The 23943-nt window shown below is 67.6% G+C and carries 15 protein-coding genes, 1 pseudogene and 1 riboswitch; of the genes and pseudogenes, 5 read left to right on the top strand and 11 right to left on the bottom strand.

The annotated features are described in order from the left end of the window. Positions 1–105: 105 nt before the first annotated feature. The 7 genes and pseudogenes from QMZ25_RS02505 to glyQ all read right to left on the bottom strand — a co-directional run bounded on the left by QMZ25_RS02505 (position 106) and on the right by glyQ (position 15755). Positions 106–681 (bottom strand): manganese efflux pump MntP family protein, encoded by a 576-nt coding sequence (locus tag QMZ25_RS02505; RefSeq protein ID WP_053517695.1) that lies wholly within the window; start codon positions 679–681, stop codon positions 106–108. An 88-nt stretch (positions 682–769) separates the two neighbouring features. Further along, positions 770–859, bottom strand: a riboswitch (yybP-ykoY riboswitch). A 138-nt stretch (positions 860–997) separates the two neighbouring features. Further along, positions 998–4456, bottom strand: coding sequence for a PAS domain-containing hybrid sensor histidine kinase/response regulator (locus QMZ25_RS02500; RefSeq protein WP_053517694.1), 3459 nt, complete (start codon positions 4454–4456; stop codon positions 998–1000). Between the two features lie 136 nt (positions 4457–4592). Further along, positions 4593–6740, bottom strand: coding sequence for a S46 family peptidase (locus QMZ25_RS02495; RefSeq protein ID WP_283219074.1), 2148 nt, complete (start codon positions 6738–6740; stop codon positions 4593–4595). Positions 6741–6855: 115 nt separating this feature from the next. Beyond that, positions 6856–10714, bottom strand: a pseudogene (locus QMZ25_RS02490) (translocation/assembly module TamB domain-containing protein). Continuing rightward, a complete protein-coding gene (locus tag QMZ25_RS02485; RefSeq protein WP_053517726.1) occupies positions 10711–12507 on the bottom strand; it encodes an autotransporter assembly complex family protein in 1797 nt (598 codons plus the stop codon). The pseudogene QMZ25_RS02490 and the gene QMZ25_RS02485 overlap by 4 nt, the downstream one beginning before the upstream one ends. Positions 12508–12683: 176 nt before the next feature. Then, on the bottom strand, positions 12684–14759 hold the full coding sequence (gene glyS / locus QMZ25_RS02480) for a glycine--tRNA ligase subunit beta (RefSeq protein ID WP_283219073.1): 2076 nt from the start codon (positions 14757–14759) through the stop codon (positions 12684–12686). A gap of 84 nt (positions 14760–14843) precedes the next feature. Then, the gene (gene glyQ, locus QMZ25_RS02475; RefSeq protein ID WP_053517689.1) at positions 14844–15755 is read right to left on the bottom strand and encodes a glycine--tRNA ligase subunit alpha; all 912 of its coding nucleotides are present in this window, start codon (positions 15753–15755) and stop codon (positions 14844–14846) included. Between the two features lie 83 nt (positions 15756–15838). Here glyQ and QMZ25_RS02470 point away from each other — a divergent pair, with 83 nt between their 5' ends. The 3 genes from QMZ25_RS02470 to QMZ25_RS02460 are packed head-to-tail and all read left to right on the top strand — an operon-like array spanning position 15839 to position 19353. Beyond that, positions 15839–17674 (top strand): GspE/PulE family protein, encoded by a 1836-nt coding sequence (locus QMZ25_RS02470; protein ID WP_111187173.1) that lies wholly within the window; start codon positions 15839–15841, stop codon positions 17672–17674. Then, positions 17646–18392 carry a glutamine amidotransferase gene (locus tag QMZ25_RS02465; RefSeq protein WP_283219072.1) on the top strand — a complete coding sequence of 249 codons (747 nt, stop codon included), beginning with the start codon at positions 17646–17648 and terminating at the stop codon, positions 18390–18392. The genes QMZ25_RS02470 and QMZ25_RS02465 overlap by 29 nt, the downstream gene beginning before the upstream one ends. A gap of 49 nt (positions 18393–18441) precedes the next feature. After that, positions 18442–19353: a BPSS1780 family membrane protein gene (locus QMZ25_RS02460; RefSeq protein ID WP_053517685.1), complete on the top strand. Its 912-nt coding sequence runs from the start codon at positions 18442–18444 to the stop codon at positions 19351–19353. A 43-nt stretch (positions 19354–19396) separates the two neighbouring features. On the opposite strand, the gene tatC is transcribed toward QMZ25_RS02460, so the two are convergent. The 4 genes from tatC to QMZ25_RS02440 all read right to left on the bottom strand — a co-directional run bounded on the left by tatC (position 19397) and on the right by QMZ25_RS02440 (position 21840). Next, positions 19397–20146, bottom strand: coding sequence for a twin-arginine translocase subunit TatC (gene tatC, locus QMZ25_RS02455; RefSeq protein ID WP_010482410.1), 750 nt, complete (start codon positions 20144–20146; stop codon positions 19397–19399). After that, positions 20143–20628 carry a Sec-independent protein translocase protein TatB gene (gene tatB / locus QMZ25_RS02450; RefSeq protein WP_065181400.1) on the bottom strand — a complete coding sequence of 162 codons (486 nt, stop codon included), beginning with the start codon at positions 20626–20628 and terminating at the stop codon, positions 20143–20145. Before tatB ends, tatC begins: the two co-directional genes overlap by 4 nt. Positions 20629–20643: 15 nt before the next feature. Beyond that, positions 20644–20871: a Sec-independent protein translocase subunit TatA gene (tatA, locus tag QMZ25_RS02445; protein ID WP_053517682.1), complete on the bottom strand. Its 228-nt coding sequence runs from the start codon at positions 20869–20871 to the stop codon at positions 20644–20646. Between the two features lie 75 nt (positions 20872–20946). After that, positions 20947–21840, bottom strand: coding sequence for a YSC84-related protein (locus QMZ25_RS02440; RefSeq protein ID WP_053517681.1), 894 nt, complete (start codon positions 21838–21840; stop codon positions 20947–20949). 166 nt (positions 21841–22006) lie between these two features. On the opposite strand from QMZ25_RS02440, the gene hemH reads away from it, so the two are divergent. Both hemH and QMZ25_RS02430 read left to right on the top strand, forming a co-directional pair. Then, positions 22007–22969: a ferrochelatase gene (gene hemH / locus QMZ25_RS02435; protein WP_283219071.1), complete on the top strand. Its 963-nt coding sequence runs from the start codon at positions 22007–22009 to the stop codon at positions 22967–22969. Next, positions 22966–23820 carry an alpha/beta hydrolase gene (locus tag QMZ25_RS02430; protein ID WP_283219070.1) on the top strand — a complete coding sequence of 285 codons (855 nt, stop codon included), beginning with the start codon at positions 22966–22968 and terminating at the stop codon, positions 23818–23820. Before hemH ends, QMZ25_RS02430 begins: the two co-directional genes overlap by 4 nt. Positions 23821–23943: the final 123 nt, after the last annotated feature.

The following is a 23943-nucleotide window of genomic DNA, read 5'->3' as shown; positions in this document are numbered from 1 at the left end:
ACGCCGCAATGCCTGTCAGCCAAGACCCTGACGTAGAGCCGAGCCCATGCTCGGCTGCTTCATACGCCCGCCGAGCACGGGCTCGGCTCTACAGGTAGCCCCTGCTCAGCCCACGCCGCGCAGGTGTTCGTACAGGATCGTCGCGCCGATGATCACCAGGATCGCGCCGCCAATGATCTCGGCACGCTTGCCAACCATGCTGCCCAGCACGCGGCCGAGCATGATGCCGACGGTGACCATTGTGAGCGTGCACAGGCCGATGACCGCCGCCATCACGCCGATATGGACATCCATGAACGCCAGGCCGATACCCACCGCCATCGCATCGATGCTGGTGGCGAATCCCGTCAGCGCCAGCTTCCAGAAGCCGTGGTGCTGCGAGGGGTCTTCATCCTCTTCACCCTCATCCGGACGCAGGCCGTTGTAGATCATGTGGATGCCCAGAGCGCCAAGCAGGCCGAAGGCGATCCAATGATCGAAGGCTTCGACGTACTGCAGGGCGGCGCGGCCGAGCAACCAGCCGATGATGGGCGTGATCGCCTCGATGACGCCGAAGATGATGCCGGCACGCAGTGCATCGCGGAACACCGGCTTGCGCATCGCCGCGCCCTTGCCGATCGCCGCGGCGAAGGCATCGGTGGACATGGCAAAGCCGATCAGGAGGATCGAAATGGGGGACATGTGTGCTTGCTGAGGTCGGGCTTGGACGGACGCACGGCCTGCGCTCGCGCCCAACCTGACGTTGCGCGCGCGGGCCGCTGGTCTCGCCAACCATCATGGCTGTCCACGCCACGGCGCACTGGCCGAGTATGTTGACGTGGACGATTCCTGCGTAGGAATCCGGCTACTCCCCAAGGGGACGCGAAGCTTAGCATCGCGATTCGCGCCTGGCACATTTCTGGTGAAACGCGCAGGCAGGGCTGGTTTGTATAGCGATGGCTATATCAGCGCCGGGCTGCGCGCGGAGCCGAGCATGGGCTCGGCTCTACAGTTGCCATCAGGCTTCGTTGCTGCCGGCGTCGCGCAGCGCGCCGAGGAAGGCGCGCAGCGAGGCCGGCTTGATCGGCTTGGTCAGCACCCGATAACCCCGCTCGCGCGCCATCCGCTTCAGCTCATCGCGACCATCGGCAGTGAGCAGGGCACCGGGCAGCGGATAGCCCGCCGCCTCGCGCAGTGCCACCAGCGCGTCCAGGCCATCCATGCGGTCATGCAGGTGGTAATCCACCAGCATCACCTGCGGGCGCTCGGCAATCTTTTCCAGCGCCTGATCGACGGTGGCGGCGGTGATCACCTGCACCTGCCAGCGACCCAGCAGCGCACGCATGCCGTCGAGGATTTCCTCGTCATTGTCCACGCACAGCACGCGCAGGCCGGCCAGCGAATCGCTGCGCACCGGCGTGGCGGCCACCTGGACCGCCGTGGCAGGCTCGGTGTAGCCCGGCAGAGGCGCCACGCGAGGCAGGATGATCGAGAACATCGACCCGCTGCCGACGCGGCTGCGTGCGTTGAGCCGATGGTCCAGCAGGCGCGAGATGCGCTGGCAGATCGACAGGCCCAGACCCAGGCCCTGCTCGCCCCAGTCGAAGGGCTGCTGGTAGCGATGGAACTCATCGAAGATCTGCCGCATGTGATGCTCCGGGATGCCGGGGCCGGTATCCCACACCTGCAGTTCCACTTCCTCGCCCCGATGGCGCACGGCCAGCACGATGCGGCCCTGCCGTGTATAGCGCAGCGCGTTGGCCAGGAAGTTCTGCAGCACACGCCGCAGCAGGCGCCGGTCGCTGCGCACCCATGCCGGGCGCGCGAACAGATCCAGGCGCAGGCCACGGCCGGCGGCAACCGGCGTGTACTGTGCGGCCAGCTCGCGCATCAGCGCGCTGACGTCGAACTCGCCAATGACCGGATGCAACCCACCTGCATCCAGCCGCGATACGTCCAGCAGGCCATCCAGCAGCTCCTCCGCCGCGCGCAGCGAGGCATCCACGCGCTCGGCCAGATGCTTCTGCTCGTCGCTCACATGAACGCTGTCACGCAGCGCCGAAGCGAACAGGCGCGCGGCATTGAGCGGCTGCAGCACGTCGTGGCTGATCGCGGCCAGGAAGCGGGTCTTCGACTGCTGGGCGGCTTCAGCTTCGTGGGAGCGCTCGGCGACGCGCTGTTCCAGCGTTTCGTTGGCTTCCAGCAGCGCCTTCTCGGCGTGCTTGTAATCGGTGATGTCGTTGTAGCTGGTCACATAGCCGCCACCAGGCAAGGCCTGGCCACGCATCTCGATCACCTTGCCATCGCTGCGCGTGCGCTCGAACACATGCGGTGAGCCGGCGCGCATGTAGCCGATGCGGCGGTTGATCTGCACCTCGATGTCGCCCTCGCCCAGCTCGCCCCGTTCGGCGTTGTAGCGGATCAGGTCGGCCACCGGGCGGCCCACGTACAGCATGCCGTCGGGGTAGCCGAACATGTCCTGGTAGCGGCGGTTCCACGCCGTCAGGCGCATGTCCGGATCGACCACGCTGACACCTGCACTGATGTTTTCCAGCGTGGTGGACAGGATCTCGCGGTTGAAGCGCAGTTCCTGCCCGGCTTCGTCCAGCACCGCTACCACCTCACCCAGGTCCATGCCGGAACCGCGCAGCAGGCTGGTCAGGAGCAGGCGCGCGGAGGCGGCACCGATCGACGCGGCCAGCAGGCGCTCGGTGAACTGCACCCAGGGCCGGTCGGCCGGCGCGGAAGACTGCAGTTCGCGGCCCAGCGACTGCGCCTGCTCGAAGAACGAACGCCGCGCATGGCGCTCGCCCACCACGCGCGAGGCCAGCGCCAGCAGGTCGCCCACATGCACGTGGCCCGGCCAACCGCCGGCGACCGAGGGGCGCTCGGCGTACGGATCGAGGAAGGGCGCAGCACGCAGTCGCTCGTCCACCCCCGGCCGCCAGCGTGCGGACACCAGCATCATCGTTGCTGCATTGACCAGCAACGACCAGAAGGTACCGTGGGTCAGCGGATCCCAGCCGGTCATGCCGAACAGCTGCTGCGGGCGCAGCCATTCGATGCCGAACGGACCCTGCTGGACCCAGCCGGCGTCGACCCATCCCGCCATGGTCATCGCCGGCAGCAACAGGGTATAGAGCCAGGTGGCGAAGCCGAGCAGCATGCCGGTTTCCACGCCGCGGCGGCTGGCGCCACGCCAGTACAGGCCGCCGATCAGGCCAGGTGCGAACTGCGCTACCGCGGCGAACGCCATCAGGCCGTAGGACGCCAGGGTGCTGTCGTTGCTGCTGCTGCGGTAGTAGCTGTACGCCATCAACGCGAGCAGCAGGATCGCCAGGCGGCGGATCCACAGCACGCGCGAGGCCACGTCGGCTGCTTCCTGGTGATCGCCACTGCGGCGCAGCAGCACCGGCATCACCAGATCATTGCTGACCATGGTGGCCAGCGCGATGGATGAGACGATGACCATGCCGGTGGCCGCGGAGAAGCCACCCACATAGGCGACCAGCGCCAGTGCGTTGCGGCCTTCGGCCAGCGGCAGCGCCAGCACCATCGCATCGTCGGCGACGCTGCCGCCGGTGCCGAACAACGTGACGCCCGCGGTGGCGATGGGCAGCACCATCGCCGAGATCAGCACCAGGTAACCACCGAACATCCAGCGTGCGCGGCGCACGTCGCGTACATCGCCACATTCGACCACCGCGACATGGAACTGGCGCGGCAGGCAGACGATGGCGAGGAAACTGAGCAGGGTCTGCGAAATGAATCCCACCGGCGGCAATCCGGTGAACAGCGTATGCACCGACTCGACCACCGCATCGGTGCGGTCGGTCAGCCACACATAGGCGAATACGCCAACGGCGAGCATCGCCAGCAGCTTGATCACCGATTCCAGGGCGATCGCCAGCATCATGCCGTGGTGATGCTCGGTGGCATCCACCTGGCGCGTGCCGAACAGCGTGGCGAACAGGGCCATCAGCAGGGCGACATACAGTGCGGGATCGCTGAAGAAGCCGGTCGGGCCGGTGTTGCCGGTCAGCACCTGCAGGCTCATCGCCACCGCTTTGTACTGCAGGGCCAGGTAGGGAACGATGCCGATCAGGGCGATGATCGCCACCAGCGCGGCCAGGCGCCGCGAGCGGCCGAAGCGCGAGGAGATGAAATCGGCGATGGACACCACGTTCTGGCTGCGGGCGATCAGGGCCAGGCGCTCGATGATGCGCCAGCCGAACAGCAGCAGCAGCAGCGGCCCGATGTAGATCGGCAGGTAACCGATACCGTTGCGCACGGCGGTGCCCACCGCGCCATAGAAGGTCCAGGACGAGCAGTACACGGCCAGCGCCAGGCTGTAGACCACCGGCCGCAGCCAGGGCCGGTCCGGGTACATCGGCCGACGGTCGCCCCACCATGCCACGCCGAACAGCAGTGCGGCATAGGCAACCGAGACCAGCAGAAGGATCCAGCTGGAGACCACGCGCGCGTTTCCGTCAGAGGAACCCGCAGTGTAGGCCAGAGGCGGCCAGACGTACGGGCTCGTTGGGGGCAACACCCCCCCACCGGCGTGGGGGGCCTACGCGGTGCGGGCCACGACCGGGGTCGTGGCCGGCGTCTTACTGGGCCGGAACGCCCATTTCCTTCAACAGTTCCGGCGCCGGGTAGACCTTGGCCAGCAGCCAGCGCAGATAGCGCATGTCCACGTGCACGGCGCGCTTGTAGCGCGGATCGAACCACCAGCTGGCACTGACCGATTCCCAGTTGCTGTCGAAGTTCAGGCCAATCAGTTCACCCTTGGCATTGAGCACGGGCGATCCCGAGTTGCCGCCGGTGGTATCGAGGTTGGTCAGGAAGTTGACGGTCTGTGTCTTCAGGGCCGGATCGGCCGTGCTGCCGAAATCACCCTTGGCGACGGCGGCCAGCAGCGGAGCCGGCGCATCGAAGGGATAGGCGTTGGTGTTCTTCTCGACGATACCGGCCACCGTGGTCACCGGCGAGTAGGTCACGCCGTCACGCGGGTGCAGTGCCTCGACCTTGCCGTAGCTGATGCGCAGGGTACGGTTGGCATCCGGGTACACCGCGCGGCCCTGCTTGGCACGCCAGGCGAACAGCGCCTGCATGTAGGCCGGGCGCAGGCGCAGCTGCTCGCCTTCGCGGGTCTTGCTCTCGTTCTCGATGCGCAGCTGCGCCGCCACCAGCGGGCCGGCCACTGCGATCAGCGGATCGGGTGCCAGGGCCTTGCCATCGCGCGCAGCGGCGAAGCGCGAGAGACGCTGCGCCTCGTCGCCCAGCCGGGTGCTGGCGTAAAGCGTGTCCAGCGCCTGCGCCAGCTGCGCCGGGGTGCGGCCGAAGGCGGCATCGAACTCGGCCACGCGCTGCGCGTCCGGCAACTGCTGGTATCGCGTAAGCAGGGTGGTCAGCAGCGCCTTTTCGACCTCCGCTGCATACCGACGCTGCACCTGCTTGAGTACGCCCTCGATCATCGCCTGGTCGCGCTGCTGGTAACCGCTTTCGCGCTGTGCATCCGGCTTGGCCGACTCGATGCGCAGGCGTTCCAGCAGCAGCGCCGAGCGCAGCAGCTGGCTCTGGTTGGCCATCTGCTCCAGCAGCAGGTCGCGCTCACCCACCGCCGCACCCTGCGAGAGATTGGCCAGCAACGCCTGGATGTCACTCCGGTACCGGCGGTCGGTGGCCGCCAGCATGGCCGACTCGTCGGCAGCGCGCTGCGCCTTGGCATCGCTGCGCAGCAGGCCTTCCAGCTCACCGGCGGCGCGCTTGCGGTTGTTCTTCAGCGACTGCAGCTGCGAAGCGTAACGGGTACGCGCCTGCGCGTCCTTGGCAGTTGCCACCTCGATGGTGTCGATCATCTGCTGGAACACCGATACCCGGCGCGGCAACACCGCATCGACCTGGCTGGCGAACTCGGCCGCGGTGCGGTGGCGGTAGGTGATGCCCGGGTAACCGGCCAGCATCGCGTAATCGCCCTCCTTCGGACCTTCAACGGACATCTTCAGGTGCGCCGGTGGCTGATACGGCACGTTGTCCTTGCTGTACGCGGCCGGCTTGCCATCCTTGCCGACATAGGCACGCAGCAGAGTGAAATCGCCGGTATGGCGCGGCCACATGAAATTGTCGATCTCGTCGCCATAGTTGCCGATCGCACGCGGCGGCGCGTAGACCAGGCGCACATCGCTCAGTTCCAGCTGGGCAATGCGATAGAAATCGGTGCCGTAGTACATGTTAGCCACCGAGCAGCGCACGCTGCCGTTCTTCTCGCACTCCGCCACGATCTGCTTGCTGGCCGCATCGACCGCATCGAAGTACGCACGGCCGGTTTTGCCACGGGCATTGGCCAGCACCTGATCGGTCACCTTGTCGAAGCCGACGGTGACCAGCACACGGAAGTCCGGATTGGCCGGCCGCTCGTCGGCGCGCCCCTGGGCGATGAAGCCGTTGTCGATCAGGTTGTGCTCGGGCGAACTGTTGTACTGGATCACGCCCATCGCCACATGGTGGTTGGTCAACAGCAGTCCGTCGGCGGAAACGAACGAACCGGTGCCGCCTCCGGCCCGCACCACGGCGCTCAGCGGTGGTGCGGTGACGTTGGCCAGGTCGGCCGGATCGCCCATGAAGCCCGCTGCGCGCAGCGGCTTGGCCAGCTCCGGCAGCTGGGTCGGCATCCACATGCCTTCATCGGCATGGGCGCCCGCAGCGAGGGTGAGGCCCAGGGCCAGGGCGGCAGGAAGGGTTTTGCGTGGCGACATGAGGCGATCCGGTACGACAGAACAGCCCGGGACCATAGCCGCTGGGGCCGGCAGGGGCAACGGCCGATGGTTGGGGGCCGGGCGCGGCCCGGCGCTACCGGTCGATGGCGGCGGGTTACTTCTCCCGCCGCCAGTTGATCGAGCCGCGGTTTTCCACCGTGCTCGACTCCACTTCCACGTCGAAACCGCGGCGCAGCAGATACTTCAGGGTGATCACCGAACCGGCGCCGACCAGCGATACGCCATAGCCCACATACAGCTTGGGCGAGATGTACTTGCCCACGCCGATCACCGATCCGCCCAGCGCGCGCGACTGGCTCACGCCCGCATCGTCCAGGCCCAGCTTGGCCCCCAGCTGCGACGCCAGCAGGCCGCTGCCGGCCGACAGTGCGGCCGAGGCTGCATTGACCTGCTGGGCCTGGTCGCTGCTGGCACCGGTGAGGCTGCGGCCCAGCACCAGATAGGCCAGCGCTTCGGACTGCGACATCGCCGGGTCGGACCACACGTCCGCACGCGGCTGCTGTGCACGGCCGGTCACGTCGATGCCAGCGGTGACATCACCGATCCGGCGCTCGGCACGGATGTTGATGCGCGGGTCGGATACGGCGTTGTAGTTCCAGTTGAGGTTGCCGCGGGTGATGGTCAGGTCCTGGCCATAGGCCTTGTAGCGGCCACTGACCTCCAGCCCGCCATTGGCGGTCATCTCGCGACCGGGCTTGGCCCAGACCTGCATCTTGCCGGTCAGCGCGCCCTTCAGGCCGAAGCCGGTCATCTTCACCTTGTCGCCCAGGCTGACGGTCAGGTCCATGTCCAGCGGCGAGGTGCGCGATTCCTCCGGATCGGCCGGGTCCAGCACCACCACGTCCTCGGAAACCGACGTCCCGCGATCCAGCCGCTCAAGATCGATGTCCGCCTCCGGCACATGCACGGTGCCACGCAGCTCCATCGCGGCCTTGGCCAGGGTGAAGTCCAGATTGGGGTTGGCGACGATGCGCAGTTCGCTGGTATTGGACAGCAGCACGTTCTCGCCGTGGATCTTCAGCTGCAGCGGCTGCGCATCACCGAACCAGGACAGGCCGCCATCGACATACAGCGTGCCCTGGCCCGAGTTGGCCTGCGCGGTGATCTTGGCCGAGCCGTCGGGCTGGGCGACGAAGCTGCCCTTGCCCTGGTCGAACGTCAGCCCCAGCGCGGGGAATTCGCCCTTGAAATTGCTCAGCTGCGCGTCGCCGCCCAGCGATGGCTGGCCACGGGTACCGCGCAGGCTCACGTGGCCCTCGATCAGGCCGGTCGGGCGCACGATGTCCGGCGAGAACAGCTCCAGCCAGTACAGCCGCGACATGTTGAGGTAGAGCTCACCGTTCAACGGCGCGCTGGCTTCCCAGCCGGTCTGCATCCTGGCATCGACGAAGCCGTTGCCCTGGAAGCCCATGCCCAGATAGCCCTTGATGCTGGCCGGGGTCATGTCCAGCTTCAGCGAGAACTGGTCATAACGCACCAGTTCGCCCCGGGTGCTGTCGCCACCGACGTTGCGGTTCTCGCCCAGGCGCACCCCGCCCTCCAGCGAACGCACTTCGACGTGTCCTTCCCACGCATTGCCGCGCGGCCGGATCTGCGCATCCAGACCGAGCTCGCCGCGCAGGTAGATGCGACGTCCGGACTGCGGCGGCAGCCACGGCTGCACCAGTGCCAGCGGCAACGCATCGCCGCGCACCACCAGGCCCTCGCGCGGCCAGTTCGCCTGCGCACAGAGCGCCCCGCTGCTGGCGGCAGCCAGGCAGGCCTCGGCCAGCGTGTAGCTGCCATTGTTGATGGCGAAGGCGGCCGGCGCGCGCAGCGCCCAGGCATCGCCCTTCACCGGTGCGATACGCAGCGAAGCCAGTTCGCCCCGCCATTGCTGGCCCTGCTGGCGCAGGCTGCCCTGCAGGTCGATCGCGCCCAGTTCGTTGCGGGTCTGTGCCGCCAGGCGCAGGTTCGACACGCTGCCCTGCGCATCGATGTTCAACCGTTCCAGCAGCATGCCCGCGTTGACCTGCTGTCCCTGCACGGCCAGCGTGCCGCTGTCGCCACGCCACGGCAGCCGCCCCTTGATGCTCAGGCTCTCGGCGCCATAGCCATCCCAGTTGAGGTTGTTGCCGACCAGGTCCGCGGTGATGTCCGGTGCGTCACGCGGGCCGGTCACCTGTACCTGCCCGCGCAGGCCGCCATCGGCGCCAGGCAGCAGGTCGCTCAGCTGCAGCGGTTCGAAACGTGCGTCGATGTCCAGGCGGTCGCCCACCTTGCCCGAGGCGGTGACCCGGCTGCTGCCGACGGCCAGCTTCAGCTCGCCCTGGCCCTGTTCGCCCTGCAGCGCGAACTTGCCCTGCGCATCGAGGTTGCGCTGACGCAGCACGCCCTTCAGCGACGGCAGATCGACCGTGGCTTCCAGCGTGCCGGCAGTACCCGGCGGGGCATTTGCCGGCGGCGGCAGCTGGCGGCCCTTGGACGCCAAATTGCCCGACAGCCGGCCATTCCATCCAGGCACGAAATAGCCCGGGTCGAAGTCCTTCAATGTGGCCTTGGCATCCCAGTCCAGCTGCGGTGCCCATGCCACCTGGCCCTCCACCTGCAACTGCCCGCCGGGCGTCTGCGCCTGCAGCTCGCGGATCGAGGCCGCCTGGTCGTTGCCGCGCACGTCGAAACGCAGCTGCGCCTTCTGCTGCTCGCGCTCCACGTCGGCACGACCGATCGCAGCCCATGCCTTCAGCGTCCCTGCCAGGCCGAAGCGGGCTTCCTTCAGTGTCACCGGTACGGGCGGACCACCGGCGGTGTTCGGATCCTCCGCCGGCACCCAGGTCAGATCATGGGCGATGACCGAGAAATCGAGTTTCTGCTGGTCTTCCTGGCTGAAATCAGCGGTACCTTCCAGGCGTGCCTCGCCCCCCAGTCCCTTCACCACCAGCGGCGAGACCTTCAGCACCTGGTCCTGCAGCGAGATGACCGAGGGCGCCAGCTCCAGCGCCTGCTCGCCCTGCTTCACCGTGCCGCGCAGCTGGGCGTTGCCGCCCTTGCCGGTGGCGCTGAAATCCAGCGCGAGTGGCGCGATGGCCGAACCCGCGAGCGCTGGCGACAGCAGAGCCGGGTCCAGTTCGTCGCTGCGCACGGTCGCGCTCCAGCTCGGATCGGTCCGCCCGTCAAACACCAGCATCGCATGCAGCGGTTTGGGCGCGCGCCCGGCCACGGCCACTTCCATGTGCGCCAGATTGCCCCGTGCAACCAGGCCGAGCGTGGCGGCCGTGCGCCCACGCGGCGCCGGCAGCACCGCGGTGACGGTCACGTCGGTGTCGTAGTCCTTGGCCGGGATGTAGCGGCCCTGGGCGGTGAAGTTGCCCATATCGCTGTCCACGACCAGCGCGCGCGCCTGGAATTCGCCGTTGGCGATTTCCACCCCGCCGCGCACGCGGCTGATGTCGATCACCGGTTCACCGGCCTGGGTCACCCGGAAACCCGTCGATGGCGATGGCGTCGGCCTGGATGGCCAGCGGCATCTCGATCTGCGGCAGCGAGTCCGGCCACGACGGCAGCTTGAACGGCTCCTCGCTCTTGGCCAGGTTCAGCGAGGCATTGGTCAGTTCCAGCCTGTCGAGCAGCAGTTTGCGGCCCAGCAGCGGGCGCAGGTCCGGCTCCAGGTACGCGCGCTCGGCATGGAAGTGGATGTCGTCATAGCGGAAGTCGACGTTGTAGAGCGTCAGCGGGCCGGCCACCGGTCCGTCCACCTTGTCCCAGGTGAAGCTGGCACCCACCGGCAGGCGCGCGACCACCTGCGCCAGCAGCACGTCACGGCCGGCCACGGTCTGCAGCAGCCAGTACAGCAGCAGCAGGCCGAGCAGGACCAGACCCAGCACGCCCACGCCAGACCATGCCCAGAAGCGGCGGCGGCGATAGAAGCGCACGCGCGGCGGCGGTGTTCCCGGGGTCTGTGCGGGCGTGCTCACAGGTCCGCTCCGATGTTCAGATACAGCTGGAACTGCGAATCCGGGTTGTTCAGGCCGTGGGCCACGTCGATGCGCACCGGGCCCACCGGCGACTTCCAGCGCACGCCGAAGCCCACACCGGTATGCAGGTCGATGGTGTTGTCGAAGGCACTGCCGGTGTCGACGAACACCGCCGCACCCCAGGGGCCACCGTTGAAGTAGTGCTCGTACTCGGCCGAGCCGATCACCAGGTTCTTGGCACCCAGCGCGTACTTGTCCGGCGCGGGCGTGCGCGGGCCCACCTCGCGGTAGGCATAGCCACGGATGCTGCGGTCACCGCCAGCGAAGTAGCGCAGGCTGGGTGGCATCGCCACCAGATCGCTGGTCCAGGTGGTGCCCCCCTCGCCACGCAGGATCAGGCGGTTGCTTTCGCCCACCGGAACGTACCAGCGAAGCACGGCATTGGCCTGCACGAAGCTGGTATCGGAGCCGGCGCCTTCAACGCCCGCGCGCACGGTGGCCGTGCCGCTGATGCCTTTGCGCGGGAACATCTCGTCATCGACATTGACGTAGTCGGCCACCAGCTGCGGATAGACCAGCGTGGAGGTGTTGTAGACCGCGTCGGTGAACTCGGTACCCGATGCATAGCGCCAGCGCTCGCGCAGCGCGTTGACCGACGCGATCGCGGTCCAGTATTCGTTGATCTCGCCGCTGCGGCTGGCGATCAGCTTGAAGTTGCGCAGGTCGATGTAGTCGGTCTGCTCGTCGTAGGCGCTGGCGGCGAAGGTATACCAGCCATCAAGCCAGGCGAACGCGGGAATCCGGTAGCTGGTCACCAGGCTCTTGCGCTTCTGCGCATAGTCCAGCTGGGTGTTCATCTTGTGGCCGCGGTTGTTGAGGAACCGCCGCTCGACACCGCCGCGTACACCGGGACCACTCTCGCTGCCGTAGCTCAGGCCCGCGGTGTAGATCGTGCGCTTGGCACGGGTCAGCTTGACGTCGACCGGCACCTCACCATTGTCGTCGGCCTGGTCCGGCCGCGGCTGGATGTCGATCACGCTGAAGTAGTCGAGCTTGGTCAGCGACTCGCGCAGCCGGTCCAGCTTGCCTTCGTGGTAGTAGCTGCCCTGTTCCCAGTACACCAGCGGATCGAACAGCTTGTCGACGAAGTAATCCTGCTCGAACCGGACCGGGCCCATGTTGTAGCGGCGGCCGCTGTCCCAGGTCAGGTCGATGTCCGCGGCGTTGTCGGCGCGGGTGATCTGTACCTGGCGCTGGGTGTAATCGGCATCGAAGTAGCCACGCTCGGCCAGGCGGCGGGTGATGGTGATCTTGCTGGCTTCGTACTGGGTATGTTCGAAACGCTGGCCCTTGCGCGGCTTGAAGGCGGTCAGGTCATCCTGCAGGTACTGGTCGTACATGGCCGGGCCGGTGATGTCGATGTGCTCGCGCCGCACCGTCACCGGCGTGCCCTTGTCGACGTGGATCAGCACCTGCACATGCTCGTCCTGGCGCGGCGCCTCCACCGTGATCACCGGGTTGTAGTACCCGAACGGCTCCAACGCCTGCCGGGTCTGCCGCTCGGCCTGTGACAGCAGGTACTCCAGCCGCGATTCACCCTGCTCCTTGCCGATCGTGTCGTACAGCGTGAGCGATTCCTGGATGTTCTCGATGATCGCGGCGTCGTCGCCCTTGTCCAATCCCTTGATGTCCACCTTGTCGATGGTGCCGCGCGCGTGGGCCACGGGGGTGGCGACCAGCGACAGGACCATCAGCGGCAGGGCGTATTTCTTTGGCTGCATGCGGCACAGCATACCGACCCAACGTGACGATGCGAAATGCATCACGCCTTCAGGCATCGGTTGTTAAGTGGCGGTCAAAATACGCGTTACCGACATCATCCGCATGATGTCGGTAACGCCGGGCCATGCCCGGCGGCTTCTTCCAGCACCACACCGCGCGTTCGCCGGGCGTGGCCCGGCGCGACCACTCAGCTCGACAGATGCTCGATCGCGGCGACCTTGCCCAGTCGCTCGCCCAGCAGGGTCAGCAGCGCCAGGCGATTGCCGCGCAGTGCGGGGTCTTCGGCATTGACCATCACACCATCGAAGAATGCATCGACCTGCGGGCGCAGGCGGGCCAGGCGGGCCAGCACGGCCACGTAGTCCTTCTGATGCAGGCTGGCGCCCGTGTCGTCGATGGCGGCGGGGACGGCTTCGGCCAGCGCGCGCTCGGCCTCCTCCTGCAGCAGCGACGGGTCGATCTGGCCCGGAATGTCGCCTTCAGCCTTACGGAGGATGTTGCGGATGCGCTTGTTCGCGGCGGCCAGGGCCTCGGCCTCGGGCAGCGCTGCAAACGTGCCGATCGCGTCGAGGCGGCGATCGAAGTCGTACAGCGACGCCGGCTTCAGTTCGGCGACCGCGTTGAAGTGGGTGGCCGGCACGCCCTTGTCGGCGTAATAGCCCTTCAGGCGATCCAGGATGAAGTCGTACAGCTCACCCACATCGGCCTGCACGCCACGCGCAGCCAGGCCCTGGTTGGCGCTGGCCAGCAGCGCGCGCAGGTCCAGCTCGAAGCCACTCTCGATGATCGTGCGGGCCAGGCCCAGTGCGTTGCGGCGCAGGGCAAAGGGATCCTTGTTGCCGGTCGGCTTCAGGCCCGCCGCGAACCCGCCGGCCAGTGTGTCCACACGCTCGGCGATGGCCAGCACCTTGCCCAACGGCGACAGCGCGATGTCATCGCCACCGAAGCGCGGCTGGTACGCCTCGTCGAGGGCCAGCGCCACGTCCGGCGATTCTCCGCCCGCCACCGCGTAATGGCGGCCGGCGATGCCCTGCAGTTCCGGGAACTCGTTGACCATGCGCGACTGCAGGTCGTTCTTGGCCAACTCCGCGCTGCGGCGGGCCTGCACCGGATCGGCACCCACCTGCACGGCAACCGCTTCGGCCAGCGCCGCCACGCGCGCGACCTTGTCCGCCACGCTGCCCAGCTTGGCCTGGTAGGTCACGGTCTTCAGGCCCTCGCCCATCGCGGCCAACCCCTGCTTCAGGTCTTCATCGAAGAAGAACTTGGCATCGGCGAAGCGCGGGCGGATCACGCGTTCGTAGCCCTTGGCCACTTCGGCCACATCCTTCGACTCGATGTTGGCGATGCCGATGAACTGCTCGGTCAGCGTGCCCGCGTCATCCAGCACCGGGAAGAACTTCTGGTTGATCTCCATCGTTTCGATCAACGCTTCCTGCGGCACGGCCAGGAAGGCGCGCTCGAAGCTGCACAGCACTGCCGAGGGCCACTCGACCAGGTTCACCACCTGCTCAAGATTGTCCTCGGTGATGCGCGCACTGCCGCCAGCCTCGCCGGCGGCGGCTTCGACCTCGGCGACGATGCGTGCGCGGCGCTCGGCCGGGTCGACCAGCACATGGGCCGCGCGCAGCGATTCGACGTAGTCCTGCGGCTGGGTCAGCCACACGGTCTTGTCATGGTGGAAGCGATGGCCACGGCTCATGCGGTCGGCCTTGAGGCCGAACAACTCGGCCGCGACCACGTCCTTGCCGTGCAGCAGCACCAGCCAATGCACCGGCCGCGCGAAGCCCCACGGGTGGTCGCCCCAGCGCATCGGCTTGGGGATCGGCATGGCGGCGATGGCCTCGCGCAGGATCTCGGGCAGCAGATCGGCGGTGCTCGCGCCCGGCGTCACCGCGCGATGCACGAAACGCTCACCCTTGTTGTCGGTGGTCTTCTCCAGCGCGGTCCAGTCGATGCCGGCCTTGGCGGCGAAGCCCTGCAATGCCTTGGTCGGCTGGCCTTCGGCATCCAGCGCGATGTTCAGGTACGGGCCCAGCACTTCGCTGTGCTGCTCCGGCTGTTCCAGGCCGACGCCCGGCAGCAGCACGGCCAACCGGCGCGGGGTGGACAGCGGGCGTGCATCGCCCGTGTCCAGGGCGATGCCGCGCTTGCGCAGGCCTTCGACAACACCGTCGAAAAACGCCTGGGCCAGGCCCGGCAGCGCCTTGACCGGCAACTCCTCGGTGCCCAGTTCGATCAGCAGGGGGGACAATTGGCTCATCGGTTCGATCCTGTGGTGGGGGGCGCAGCGCGCAACGCGTCCGGCGCCCCGGGGTGTGATGAAAAGCAGGGTGGAGAGCGGCCGTCAGGCTTTCTTCGCGCCCGGGAAGCCCAGCTTCTCGCGCTGCTCGTAATAGGCCCGGGCCACCGCCTGGGCCAGCGCACGCACGCGCAGGATGTAGCGTTGGCGTTCGGTCACGCTGATGGCGCGGCGCGCATCCAGCAGGTTGAACGTGTGGCTGGCCTTCATCACCTGCTCGTAGGCCGGCAGCGGCAGGCCCACTTCGACCAGCTTCTGCGCCTCGCGCTCGCAGGCGTCGAAGCGGTGGAACATCTCTTCCACGTCGGCATGCTCGAAGTTGTAGGTGCTCTGCTCCACCTCGTTCTGGTGATAGACGTCACCGTAGGTCACCGGCTGTCCGTCCGGCCCGTAGGTCCACACCAGGTCGTAGACGTTGTCGCAGTTCTGCAGGTACATGCACAGGCGCTCGAGACCATAGGTGATCTCGCCCAGCACCGGACGGCACTCCAGGCCACCGGCCTGCTGGAAGTAAGTGAACTGGGTCACTTCCATGCCGTTGAGCCAGACCTCCCAGCCCAGGCCCCAGGCACCCAGGGTCGGCGACTCCCAGTTGTCCTCGACGAAGCGCAGGTCGTGCACCAGCGGGTCGATGCCCAGCGCCTGCAGCGAATCCAGGTACAGCTGCTGGATGTTGTCCGGCGCCGGCTTCATCGCCACCTGGTACTGGTAATAGCGCTGCAGGCGGTTCGGGTTCTCGCCGTAACGGCCGTCGGTGGGACGGCGCGAGGGCTGCACGTAGGCCGCGTTCCAGCCTTCCGGACCGATCGCACGCAGGAAGGTCGCCGGGTGGAACGTACCGGCGCCCACCTCCAGGTCGAGCGGCTGGATGAGCACGCAGCCCTGCTGGGCCCAGAACTGGTTCAGGGTCTGGATCAGGCCCTGGAAGGTGATCGGAACGGTCGGGGTCGCGGACATGCGGACGATTCTTGGCCGGCAAGGGGGTGCGCTAGTATAACGGCCGACCTGCGGGGCATTCCGTACCCGGGAGGAGCAGGCAGATGGAACATCGGCTGCCGGCGGGCACGCCCGGCGAGCCCGGCGCGGTACCGCTGCCGTGGGGCCGCCTGCTGTTTGAACAGGTCTCGGCCGCACTGCTGGCCGATGGCCTGGTGGCCGGGCAGGACCGCGAGCGCGTGCGGTTTTCCGCGCAGGGCGCCCGCAACGCCAGTGAAGTCCATCCGCTGGTACTGCTGTCCAACCTCAAGCTTGCCGCCAGCGACGGCGGCGAACTGACCCTGGAACGCCTCACCGAGTGGCTGGCGCGGCGCACCGGCACCCGCTACCTGCGCATCGACCCGACCCGCGTCGATGTGGCGGCGGTCACGGCCCTGGTTTCGCACGCCTATGCGCGCCGCCATCGCTTCCTGCCACTGGCGGTGGACGCCGAACGCGTGCTGGTGGCCACCAGCGAACCGCTGGTACAGGAATGGCGCCGCGACCTGCAGCACCTGACCCGCCGCCGCATCGAGCTGGCCGTGGTCAATCCGCTGGACCTGCACCGCTACACCATGGAGTTCTACGGCGTCACGCGCTCGGTGCGTGGCGCGCGCGGCGACGTGCGCGGCGAGGTGAACACCGCCCTGCCCAGCTTCGAGCAGCTGGTCGAGCTCGGCCGCACCGGCGACGTCAATGCCGACGACCAGCACATCGTGCACATCGTCGACTGGCTGCTGCAGTACGCCTATGAGCAGCGTGCGTCGGACATCCACCTGGAACCGCGCCGCGACATGGGCCGCATGCGGTTCCGCATCGATGGCGTGCTGCACAAGGTGTTCGAGGTGCCACCGGCGGTGATGACCGCCGTGGTCAGCCGCATCAAGGTGCTGGGCCGCATGGACCTGGCCGAGCGTCGCCGGCCGCAGGATGGCCGCATCAAGACCCGGTCACCGGGTGGGCGCGAGGTGGAAATGCGCCTGTCGACCATGCCCACAGCGTTCGGCGAGAAGTGCGTGATGCGCATCTTCGACCCGGATGCGGCGTTCAAGAGCATCGACCAGCTGGGTTTCAGCCCGCAGGAGGCTGCCGGCTGGAACGCCCTGGTCGAGCGTCCGCACGGCATCGTGCTGGTGACCGGCCCGACCGGCTCCGGCAAGACCACCACCCTGTACTCCACGCTCAAGCGCCTGGCCACCCCGGACGTGAACGTGTGCACGGTGGAGGATCCGATCGAGATGATCGCGCCGGAGTTCAACCAGATGCAGGTGCAGACCAACATCGACCTGGACTTCGCCAGCGGCGTACGCACCCTGCTGCGGCAGGATCCGGACATCATCATGATCGGCGAGATCCGCGACCTGGAAACCGCGCAGATGGCGGTACAGGCGTCGCTGACGGGCCATCTGGTGCTGTCCACCCTGCACACCAACGACGCCCCCTCGGCCATCACCCGCCTGCTCGACCTGGGCGTGCCGCATTACCTGCTGGCCTCCACCGTCAACGGCATCCTCGCCCAGCGCCTGGTGCGCACCCTGTGCCCGCACTGCAAGCAGCCGCATACGCTCGGTGCCGCCGATTGGGCGGTACTGGCTGATAGCCATGCCGCATATCCAGATGCCGCCACGCCCTGTCGGCCGGTCGGTTGCCTGGAGTGCCGGCGCACCGGTTTCCTCGGCCGCATCGGCCTGTATGAGTTGCTGCCATTGGGTTCGCGGCTTCGCGCGCAGATCCGCGCCGACATGGATCTGGCCGGTTTCAGCCGTGCCGCCCGTGCCGAGGGCCTGCGAACCCTGCGCCAGGCGGGGCTTGAAAAGGTGGCGCAGGGGCTGACTACAATCGAGGAAGTCCTGTCTGTCCTGCCGCCCCCGGATGAACCCAGCGCCCTTCCTGATTCTTGAAACCGGCCGTCCAGTGCCCTCGCTGCGTCGTTATGGGCGTTTCCCGCACTGGATCCGCGTCGCCGCCGGCCTGGAAGAACACGAGACGGTGGTGGTCGATGTCGAGCACGGCGGCGTCCTGCCCGACCCGCGCGCGTTCGCCGGGGTGATGGTGACCGGCTCGGCCGCTTTCGTCACCGACCACGCCGACTGGAGCGAGCGCAGCGCGGCGTGGCTGCGGCAGGCCGCCCACGATGACGTGCCGGTGTTCGGCATCTGCTACGGGCACCAGCTGCTGGCGCATGCGCTGGGCGGCGAAGTGGCCTACAACCCGGCCGGACGCGAGTCGGGCACCATTGAACTGGAGCTGCAGCCGCAGGCAGCACAGGACCCCCTGTTCCAGGGGCTGCCGCAGCATTTCGCGGCACACGCGACCCATCTGCAGACCGTACTGCGTGCCCCCGAGGGGGCCGCCGTGCTGGCACGGTCGCCGCAGGATGGCTGCCATGCCTTCCGCTGGGGCCGGCAGGCGTGGGGCGTGCAGTTCCATCCCGAGTTCGCCACCCACCACATGCGCGGCTACGTGCGTGCGCGGGCCGACTGCATCGGCCGCCATGGTGGCTGCGCCCGCAGCATCGAGCGCGCGGTCAGCGCCGCCCCCCTGGCCCGGCAGCTGCTGCGCCGTTTCATCCGCCAGGCACGGCAGTCTTCAGCCCAGCCGGCGGCAAAACAGGGATAATCGGCGGCGCGGGTACTGCCCGCTCCCCTTCTGTCCTCTCCGGATGTCCATGAAAGAGATTCGCAAGCTGCCGGCCTCGGCGGGCGCCCAGTGGTTGCTGGATACGTTCTCCCTGTACCGGCGTGCACCGCTGCAGCTGGCGCGGATCGGCCTGACCTGGATGCTGGTCAGCTGGGTGGTCACCCTGCTGTCCACCCTGGTGCCCGGCGCGCTGGGCCTGGCCGTGCAGCTGATGACCCTGGCCGTCTCGCCGATCATGTTCGGCGGCATGCTGTACGCCATGGGCGAGATCGACGATGGCCGGCCCGGCCTGGTCACCCACCTGCTGCAGCCGATCCGTGACCACCGCGTCAGCCACCTGCTGGTGCCGCTGGCGATCCAGGTGCTGGTGGTCCTGCTGCTGGGCGTGCTGCTGTACCTGATGATCGGTCGCGAAGGCTTCGCCGCCTTCAGCGACGTCATGGCACGGATGGAAGAGATCGCCCGCAGCAACCAGCAGGTCAGCCCCGAAGCCGCCGCCGAACTGGTCGCCCAGCTGCCGGCCACGCGCATCGCACTGTGGATGCTGCTGGTGTTCGTGACCGCCATCGCCCTGACCCTGGCGATGTTCACCCAGCCCGCGCTGGTGGTGTTCGACAAGCAGAGCGGCATGCACGCGCTGCGCCTGAGCCTGCAGGGCTGCATCGAGAACATCGCGGCGATGGCGGTGTTCGCTGTGCTCGGCGTGATCGCCGCCTTCTGCGGCTACATCCTGTTCGTGATCGTGATCCAGATCGCGATGCTGCTGGGGGGGCAGATGGTGGCTGTGTTCATCGCACAGCTGCTGCTGACCACCGTGGTGATGCCGCTGTACGTCGGCGCGGTGTATGCCGCCTGGAAGCAGATGTTCGTGCACCGTGGCAGCCGTGGCGCTCCGCCGGTTCCGGCCACGCCGCCGGCGAACGACGTCTTCCACGCCTGAGCACGCCCAACGGTAGCGCCGGGCCATGCCCGGCGCTGCCGCATCACGCGGCGGGCTTCTTCACCACCGAGGACGGCACCAGCCATCGCGCGGCATGGATGCCCAGTTCGTACAGCAGGCACATCGGGATCGCCAGCATCAGCTGCGAGACCACGTCAGGCGGCGTCAGCACGGCCGCCACCACGAAGATGCCCACGATCGCGTAGCCACGGCCCTCCTTGAACTGCTGCGGCGTCACCCATCCCAGCAGTACCAGGATCACCATCGCCACCGGCAGCTCGAAGCTGCCACCGAAGGCGAAGAAGATCGCCAGCACGAAATCCAGGTAGGCGTTGGCATCCGGAGTGATCGCGATCACATCGGGGCTGAAGGTGGTGAGGAAGTGGAACACCGCCGGCAACACCAGGAAATACGCGAAGGCGCAACCGGTGTAGAAAAGCAGCACCGACGACACCAGCAGGGGCACCGCCAGGCGTTTTTCGCGGGCATACAGTCCCGGCGCGACGAAGGCCCACAACTGGTACAGCAGCCACGGCACCGCCACGAACAGCGCGACGAAGAAGGTCAGCTTCAACGGAGCGAAGAAGGCGCCGGCCGGGTTGGTGGCGATCATCGTCTGGCCGTTCGGCAGCTGCGAGACCAGCGGTTCGGCCAGCGCGTTGTACAACTTCTGGGTAAAGGGCAGCAGTGCCAGCAGCACCACGCCCAGGCCCAGCAGCGCACGCACCAGGCGGCCGCGAAGCTCCACCAGATGCTCAACCAGCGAGCTCTCGCCGAAATCCTGTTCGCTCATCGGCCGCGCTCCTCGCTCTGCGACGCTGGCACCGGACGGGTGTCGTCTACATCCGCTGCGGATGCAGCGGACGCCCCGCCGGCATCGGCCGCAGTGCCGTCGCCCATGGACGCGGGAGGTGCAGCCTGCTGTGCCTGGCTGACATGCGGCGGCAGGTCCGCCGGCGCCGGTGCCCGCGTCTCCTGCGCCAGCGCATCACCCTGTTGCTGTGCCTGCGCGGCTTCGCGACGGATCGCCTCGCCGCTGGCACGCAACTGGTTCTCGGTGTCCTGCATGCCCTGCCGCACGTCCTGCATCTGCCGCTTGATCTCTTCGGCCTGCAGTTCGCGCTCCAGTTCCTGTTTCACCGAGTCCCACTGATTGCGGGCACGACGGACCCACAGGCCGGCAAAACGGGCCGCCTTGGGCAGACGCTCGGGACCGAGCACCACCAGGGCGACCACCGCAATGACCAGCAGTTCGCTGAAGCCGATATCAAACACCGCGACCGCTCCGGATCAGCGTGCGTTGCGGTCGTGCTCGTCCTGCGCGGTGCGCGAGGCGTCCTGGCTGCGCGTCTCATCGCCCAGCTGCGCGTTCGGCTTGTCCTCGTCGCGCATGCCCTTCTTGAATTCCTTGACCGCCGAACCGAGGTCCTTGGCGCCGCTGGTCAGACGCTTGGTGCCGAACACCAGCAGGACGATGGCCAGCACGACCAACCAATGCCAGATGCTGAAACTGCCCATAAAGACGCTCGTTACGTTAGTGATCAGGCTGTCGAGCATAGCGCACCGGCCGTTAGCCGGCGCGCGTGACGAAAGTCAGTTCCCGCCCAGCGTCTCCGTGCGGATTTCGCCTTCATTGACCGGCTGGAAGCCCTGCTGCTGTGGCGGCGGGTTCTGCGGCACGTTCTGCAGGGGCGCGGTGGTGGCTTCCGCCGGGACCGCCGGGGCTGCCTGAACAGGCGGCGGTGCGACCGTCGGCGCCGGAGCCGGGCGCGAGGCCGTGCCACCATTGCCACCGCGGTTGTTGCGCGCGGCATAGGTCGCCTCCTCCAGGCGATCACGGAAGGCGACCACATCCATCGACGGCGCACCTGCTGCCCGGCCCTCGAAGATCATCCGCGGCGTGGTGTTGCTGCCATAGGCGTCAAGGTTGGCGGCATCGTCGATCTGCAGCACCGCACCGTCCAGGGCGACGCCGGCGAACAGGCCACGCGCACGCGACCACGACCAGATTTCGGCCTTGAGCTGGCCGTCGGTGGCCGCGGCCGCATTGCGGCCGACCGGACCGGCCGCCACACCGGCATCGGCGCCCAGGGTGAACTTGCCGTTGACCAGGTTGTCCAGGCTGCGGTCGTTGCGGAACACCAGCACCACGTCCGACGACTGCACGCCGGCCTGGAAGCCAATGCTGCCGCCGGTGAGCTTGACGAAGACCGGGTTGGACCACGCGCCGTTGGGCATGCGGACCGACATCAGGCCATGGCCACGGCGGCCACCAATGACCAGGCCTGCCTTGATCGTGTCGGGAATGACGATGACCGCGCGGCCTTCGTCGAGCAGTTTGTCCGGAATCCCCTGTTCAGGGATTTCCTGGATTTCAGCCAGCACACGCACCGCGTTGCGGGCGCGCTGGTCTTCCTGCGGCCCGGCCATGGCCTGGCTGGACAGCAGGCTGGCGGCGATCAGCAGGGCTTGGATCGGGCGACGCATGGCAGGCTCCAGAAGTCAGTCCATAGGAAGATATAGCAAGTGACTGAAATTAGTAGTGTTGTGATGAATCGGCAATGAGCGTCATCGGTCCCGCATCGGAGATGACTATGCCTGCGATGCAGATCCTGCATCCCGATACAGCGGCAGATCGGCGACAATGAGCCCCATGCTCGACGCACCCGATACCGCCGTGCTGGCGGTCAACCTAGGCACGCCCGAGACGCCGACGGCCCCCGCCGTACGCCGTTACCTGGCTGAGTTCCTGTCCGACCCGCGCGTGGTGTCGATTCCGGCGCTGCTGTGGCAGCCGCTGCTGCGCGGCCTGATCCTGCCATTGCGCAGCGGCCGCTCGGCCGCCAAGTACGCCCAGGTCTGGCTGCCCGAGGGCTCGCCGCTGATGGTCCATACCCGGCGGCTGGCGCAGGCGATGCAAGCTCTGCTGCCGACCCTGCGCGTGCGCCATGCGATGCGCTATGGCGAACCCGCATTGACCGCGGAACTGGACCGGCTGGCGGCGGAAGGCGTGCGGCGCATCGTCGTGCTGCCGCTCTATCCCCAGTATTCGACCACCACCACCGCATCGGTGGAGGATCGTGTCGATGCCTGGCAGCGCAGGAATTCGGGCATCACGGTCAGCCTGGTACAGGACTACTCGGTCGACCCGGACTGGGTCGCGGCCGTGGCAGCCTCCATCCAGCGCTACTGGCAGGCGCATGGCCGTGGTCAGAGGTTGATGTTCTCCTTCCACGGCATTCCACAGCGCCTGGCCGATGGCGGTGATCCCTATCCGCAGCGATGCGAGGCCAGTGCGCAGGCGATCGCCAATGCGCTGGGCCTGGAACGGAGCGAGTGGCAGCTCGGCTACCAGTCGCGTTTCGGGCGCGAGCGCTGGTTGCAGCCGTATGCCGAACCCAGCCTGTGGGCGCTGGCCGAGGCCGGCGTGAAGCAGATCGACGTGGTCTGTCCCGGCTTTGCCACCGACTGCCTGGAAACGCTGGAAGAAGTCGAGATGGGATTCACTGAAACCCTCGCCGAACGCGGCGCACGGATGCGTTACATCCCCTGCCTCAACGATGGATCCGAGCACGCGCGTGCCTTGGCACGGCTGGCCGTGGCCTCGCTGGCATGAGCCTGCAGGGGTTCGAACTCGAGGTCGGCGGCGCGCGCGTGGCCGGCCTGCGCAATCACGGGGAGGGCCCGCGTGTGCTGGCCCTGCATGGGTGGTTGGATAACGCCGCCAGCTTCGTGCCACTCGCGCCGCATCTGCCCCATCTGGATCTGGTGGCCATCGACCTGCCTGGCCATGGCCACAGCGCCCATCTCCCGGCCGGCGCCAGCTACACCACCGCTGCCGCGATCTGCCACGTCCTTGACGTGGCCGACGCGCTGGGCTGGGAGCACTTCAGCCTGCTCGGCCATTCGATGGGTGCGGGCATCGCCAGCCTGACGGCGGCGGTCAGTGACCGCATTGAACGCCTGGTCGCCATCGAAGCGCTGGGCGGCCTGCGGGGACCGGAAGAGGACACCGCGCATCGGCTGCGTGAGCATGTGACTGCCACGCGCGCGCTTTCGCGCAAGCAGCTTCGGGTCTTTCCTGATCTCGCCGCGCCGATCCGCGCGCGGATGATGACCAACCAGCTCAGCGAAGGCTGCGCGCGCCTGCTGGTCGAGCGCGGGGTCGAACCCGTAGAGGGCGGCTATCGCTGGTGCAGCGATCCGCGCCTGATGCTGCCCACCGCCATCCGGCTCAGCGAGGGCCAGATCGACAACCTGCTGCAGGCCATCGCCTGCCCTACGCAGGTGATCTACGCGACTCCCGCGCAGTCGTACTATCCCGAGCCGATGCGCAGCGAGCGACTGCAGCACCTGCGCGACGGGCGCCTGGCCGTGTTTCCGGGCAACCATCACCTGCATATGGAAGCGCCTGCGCAGATCGCGGCAGTGATCCAGCCGTTTCTGGGGCACGACAACGCCGGCTGAAACATCGGCTGTTGAAACGCATAAAGAAAAACCCCGCTGCGTGAGCAGCGGGGTTTTGGGTATAAACCCTGGCGATGACCTACTCTCGCATGGCTTGAGCCACACTACCATCGGCGCAGCTGC

This window comes from Stenotrophomonas sp. RS-48 (genome assembly GCF_030053245.1).
Classification (GTDB): Bacteria; Pseudomonadota; Gammaproteobacteria; order Xanthomonadales; family Xanthomonadaceae; genus Stenotrophomonas; species Stenotrophomonas maltophilia_P.
Note: the sequence above shows the minus strand (reverse complement) of the source record. Positions and strands in the feature narration are given on the sequence as shown.

What these genes read in the sequence shown, in the direction of transcription:
- QMZ25_RS02505 (WP_053517695.1), bottom strand. Translation starts at nt 681, where the DNA reads ATGTCCCCCATTTCGATCCTCCTGATCGGCTTTGCCATGTCCACCGAT.
- QMZ25_RS02495 (WP_283219074.1), bottom strand. Translation starts at nt 6,740, where the DNA reads ATGTCGCCACGCAAAACCCTTCCTGCCGCCCTGGCCCTGGGCCTCACC.
- QMZ25_RS02485 (WP_053517726.1), bottom strand. Translation starts at nt 12,507, where the DNA reads ATGCTGTGCCGCATGCAGCCAAAGAAATACGCCCTGCCGCTGATGGTC.
- glyS (WP_283219073.1), bottom strand. Translation starts at nt 14,759, where the DNA reads ATGAGCCAATTGTCCCCCCTGCTGATCGAACTGGGCACCGAGGAGTTG.
- glyQ (WP_053517689.1), bottom strand. Translation starts at nt 15,755, where the DNA reads ATGTCCGCGACCCCGACCGTTCCGATCACCTTCCAGGGCCTGATCCAG.
- QMZ25_RS02470 (WP_111187173.1), top strand. Translation starts at nt 15,839, where the DNA reads ATGGAACATCGGCTGCCGGCGGGCACGCCCGGCGAGCCCGGCGCGGTA.
- QMZ25_RS02465 (WP_283219072.1), top strand. Translation starts at nt 17,646, where the DNA reads ATGAACCCAGCGCCCTTCCTGATTCTTGAAACCGGCCGTCCAGTGCCC.
- QMZ25_RS02460 (WP_053517685.1), top strand. Translation starts at nt 18,442, where the DNA reads ATGAAAGAGATTCGCAAGCTGCCGGCCTCGGCGGGCGCCCAGTGGTTG.
- tatC (WP_010482410.1), bottom strand. Translation starts at nt 20,146, where the DNA reads ATGAGCGAACAGGATTTCGGCGAGAGCTCGCTGGTTGAGCATCTGGTG.
- tatA (WP_053517682.1), bottom strand. Translation starts at nt 20,871, where the DNA reads ATGGGCAGTTTCAGCATCTGGCATTGGTTGGTCGTGCTGGCCATCGTC.
- QMZ25_RS02440 (WP_053517681.1), bottom strand. Translation starts at nt 21,840, where the DNA reads ATGCGTCGCCCGATCCAAGCCCTGCTGATCGCCGCCAGCCTGCTGTCC.
- hemH (WP_283219071.1), top strand. Translation starts at nt 22,007, where the DNA reads ATGCTCGACGCACCCGATACCGCCGTGCTGGCGGTCAACCTAGGCACG.
- QMZ25_RS02430 (WP_283219070.1), top strand. Translation starts at nt 22,966, where the DNA reads ATGAGCCTGCAGGGGTTCGAACTCGAGGTCGGCGGCGCGCGCGTGGCC.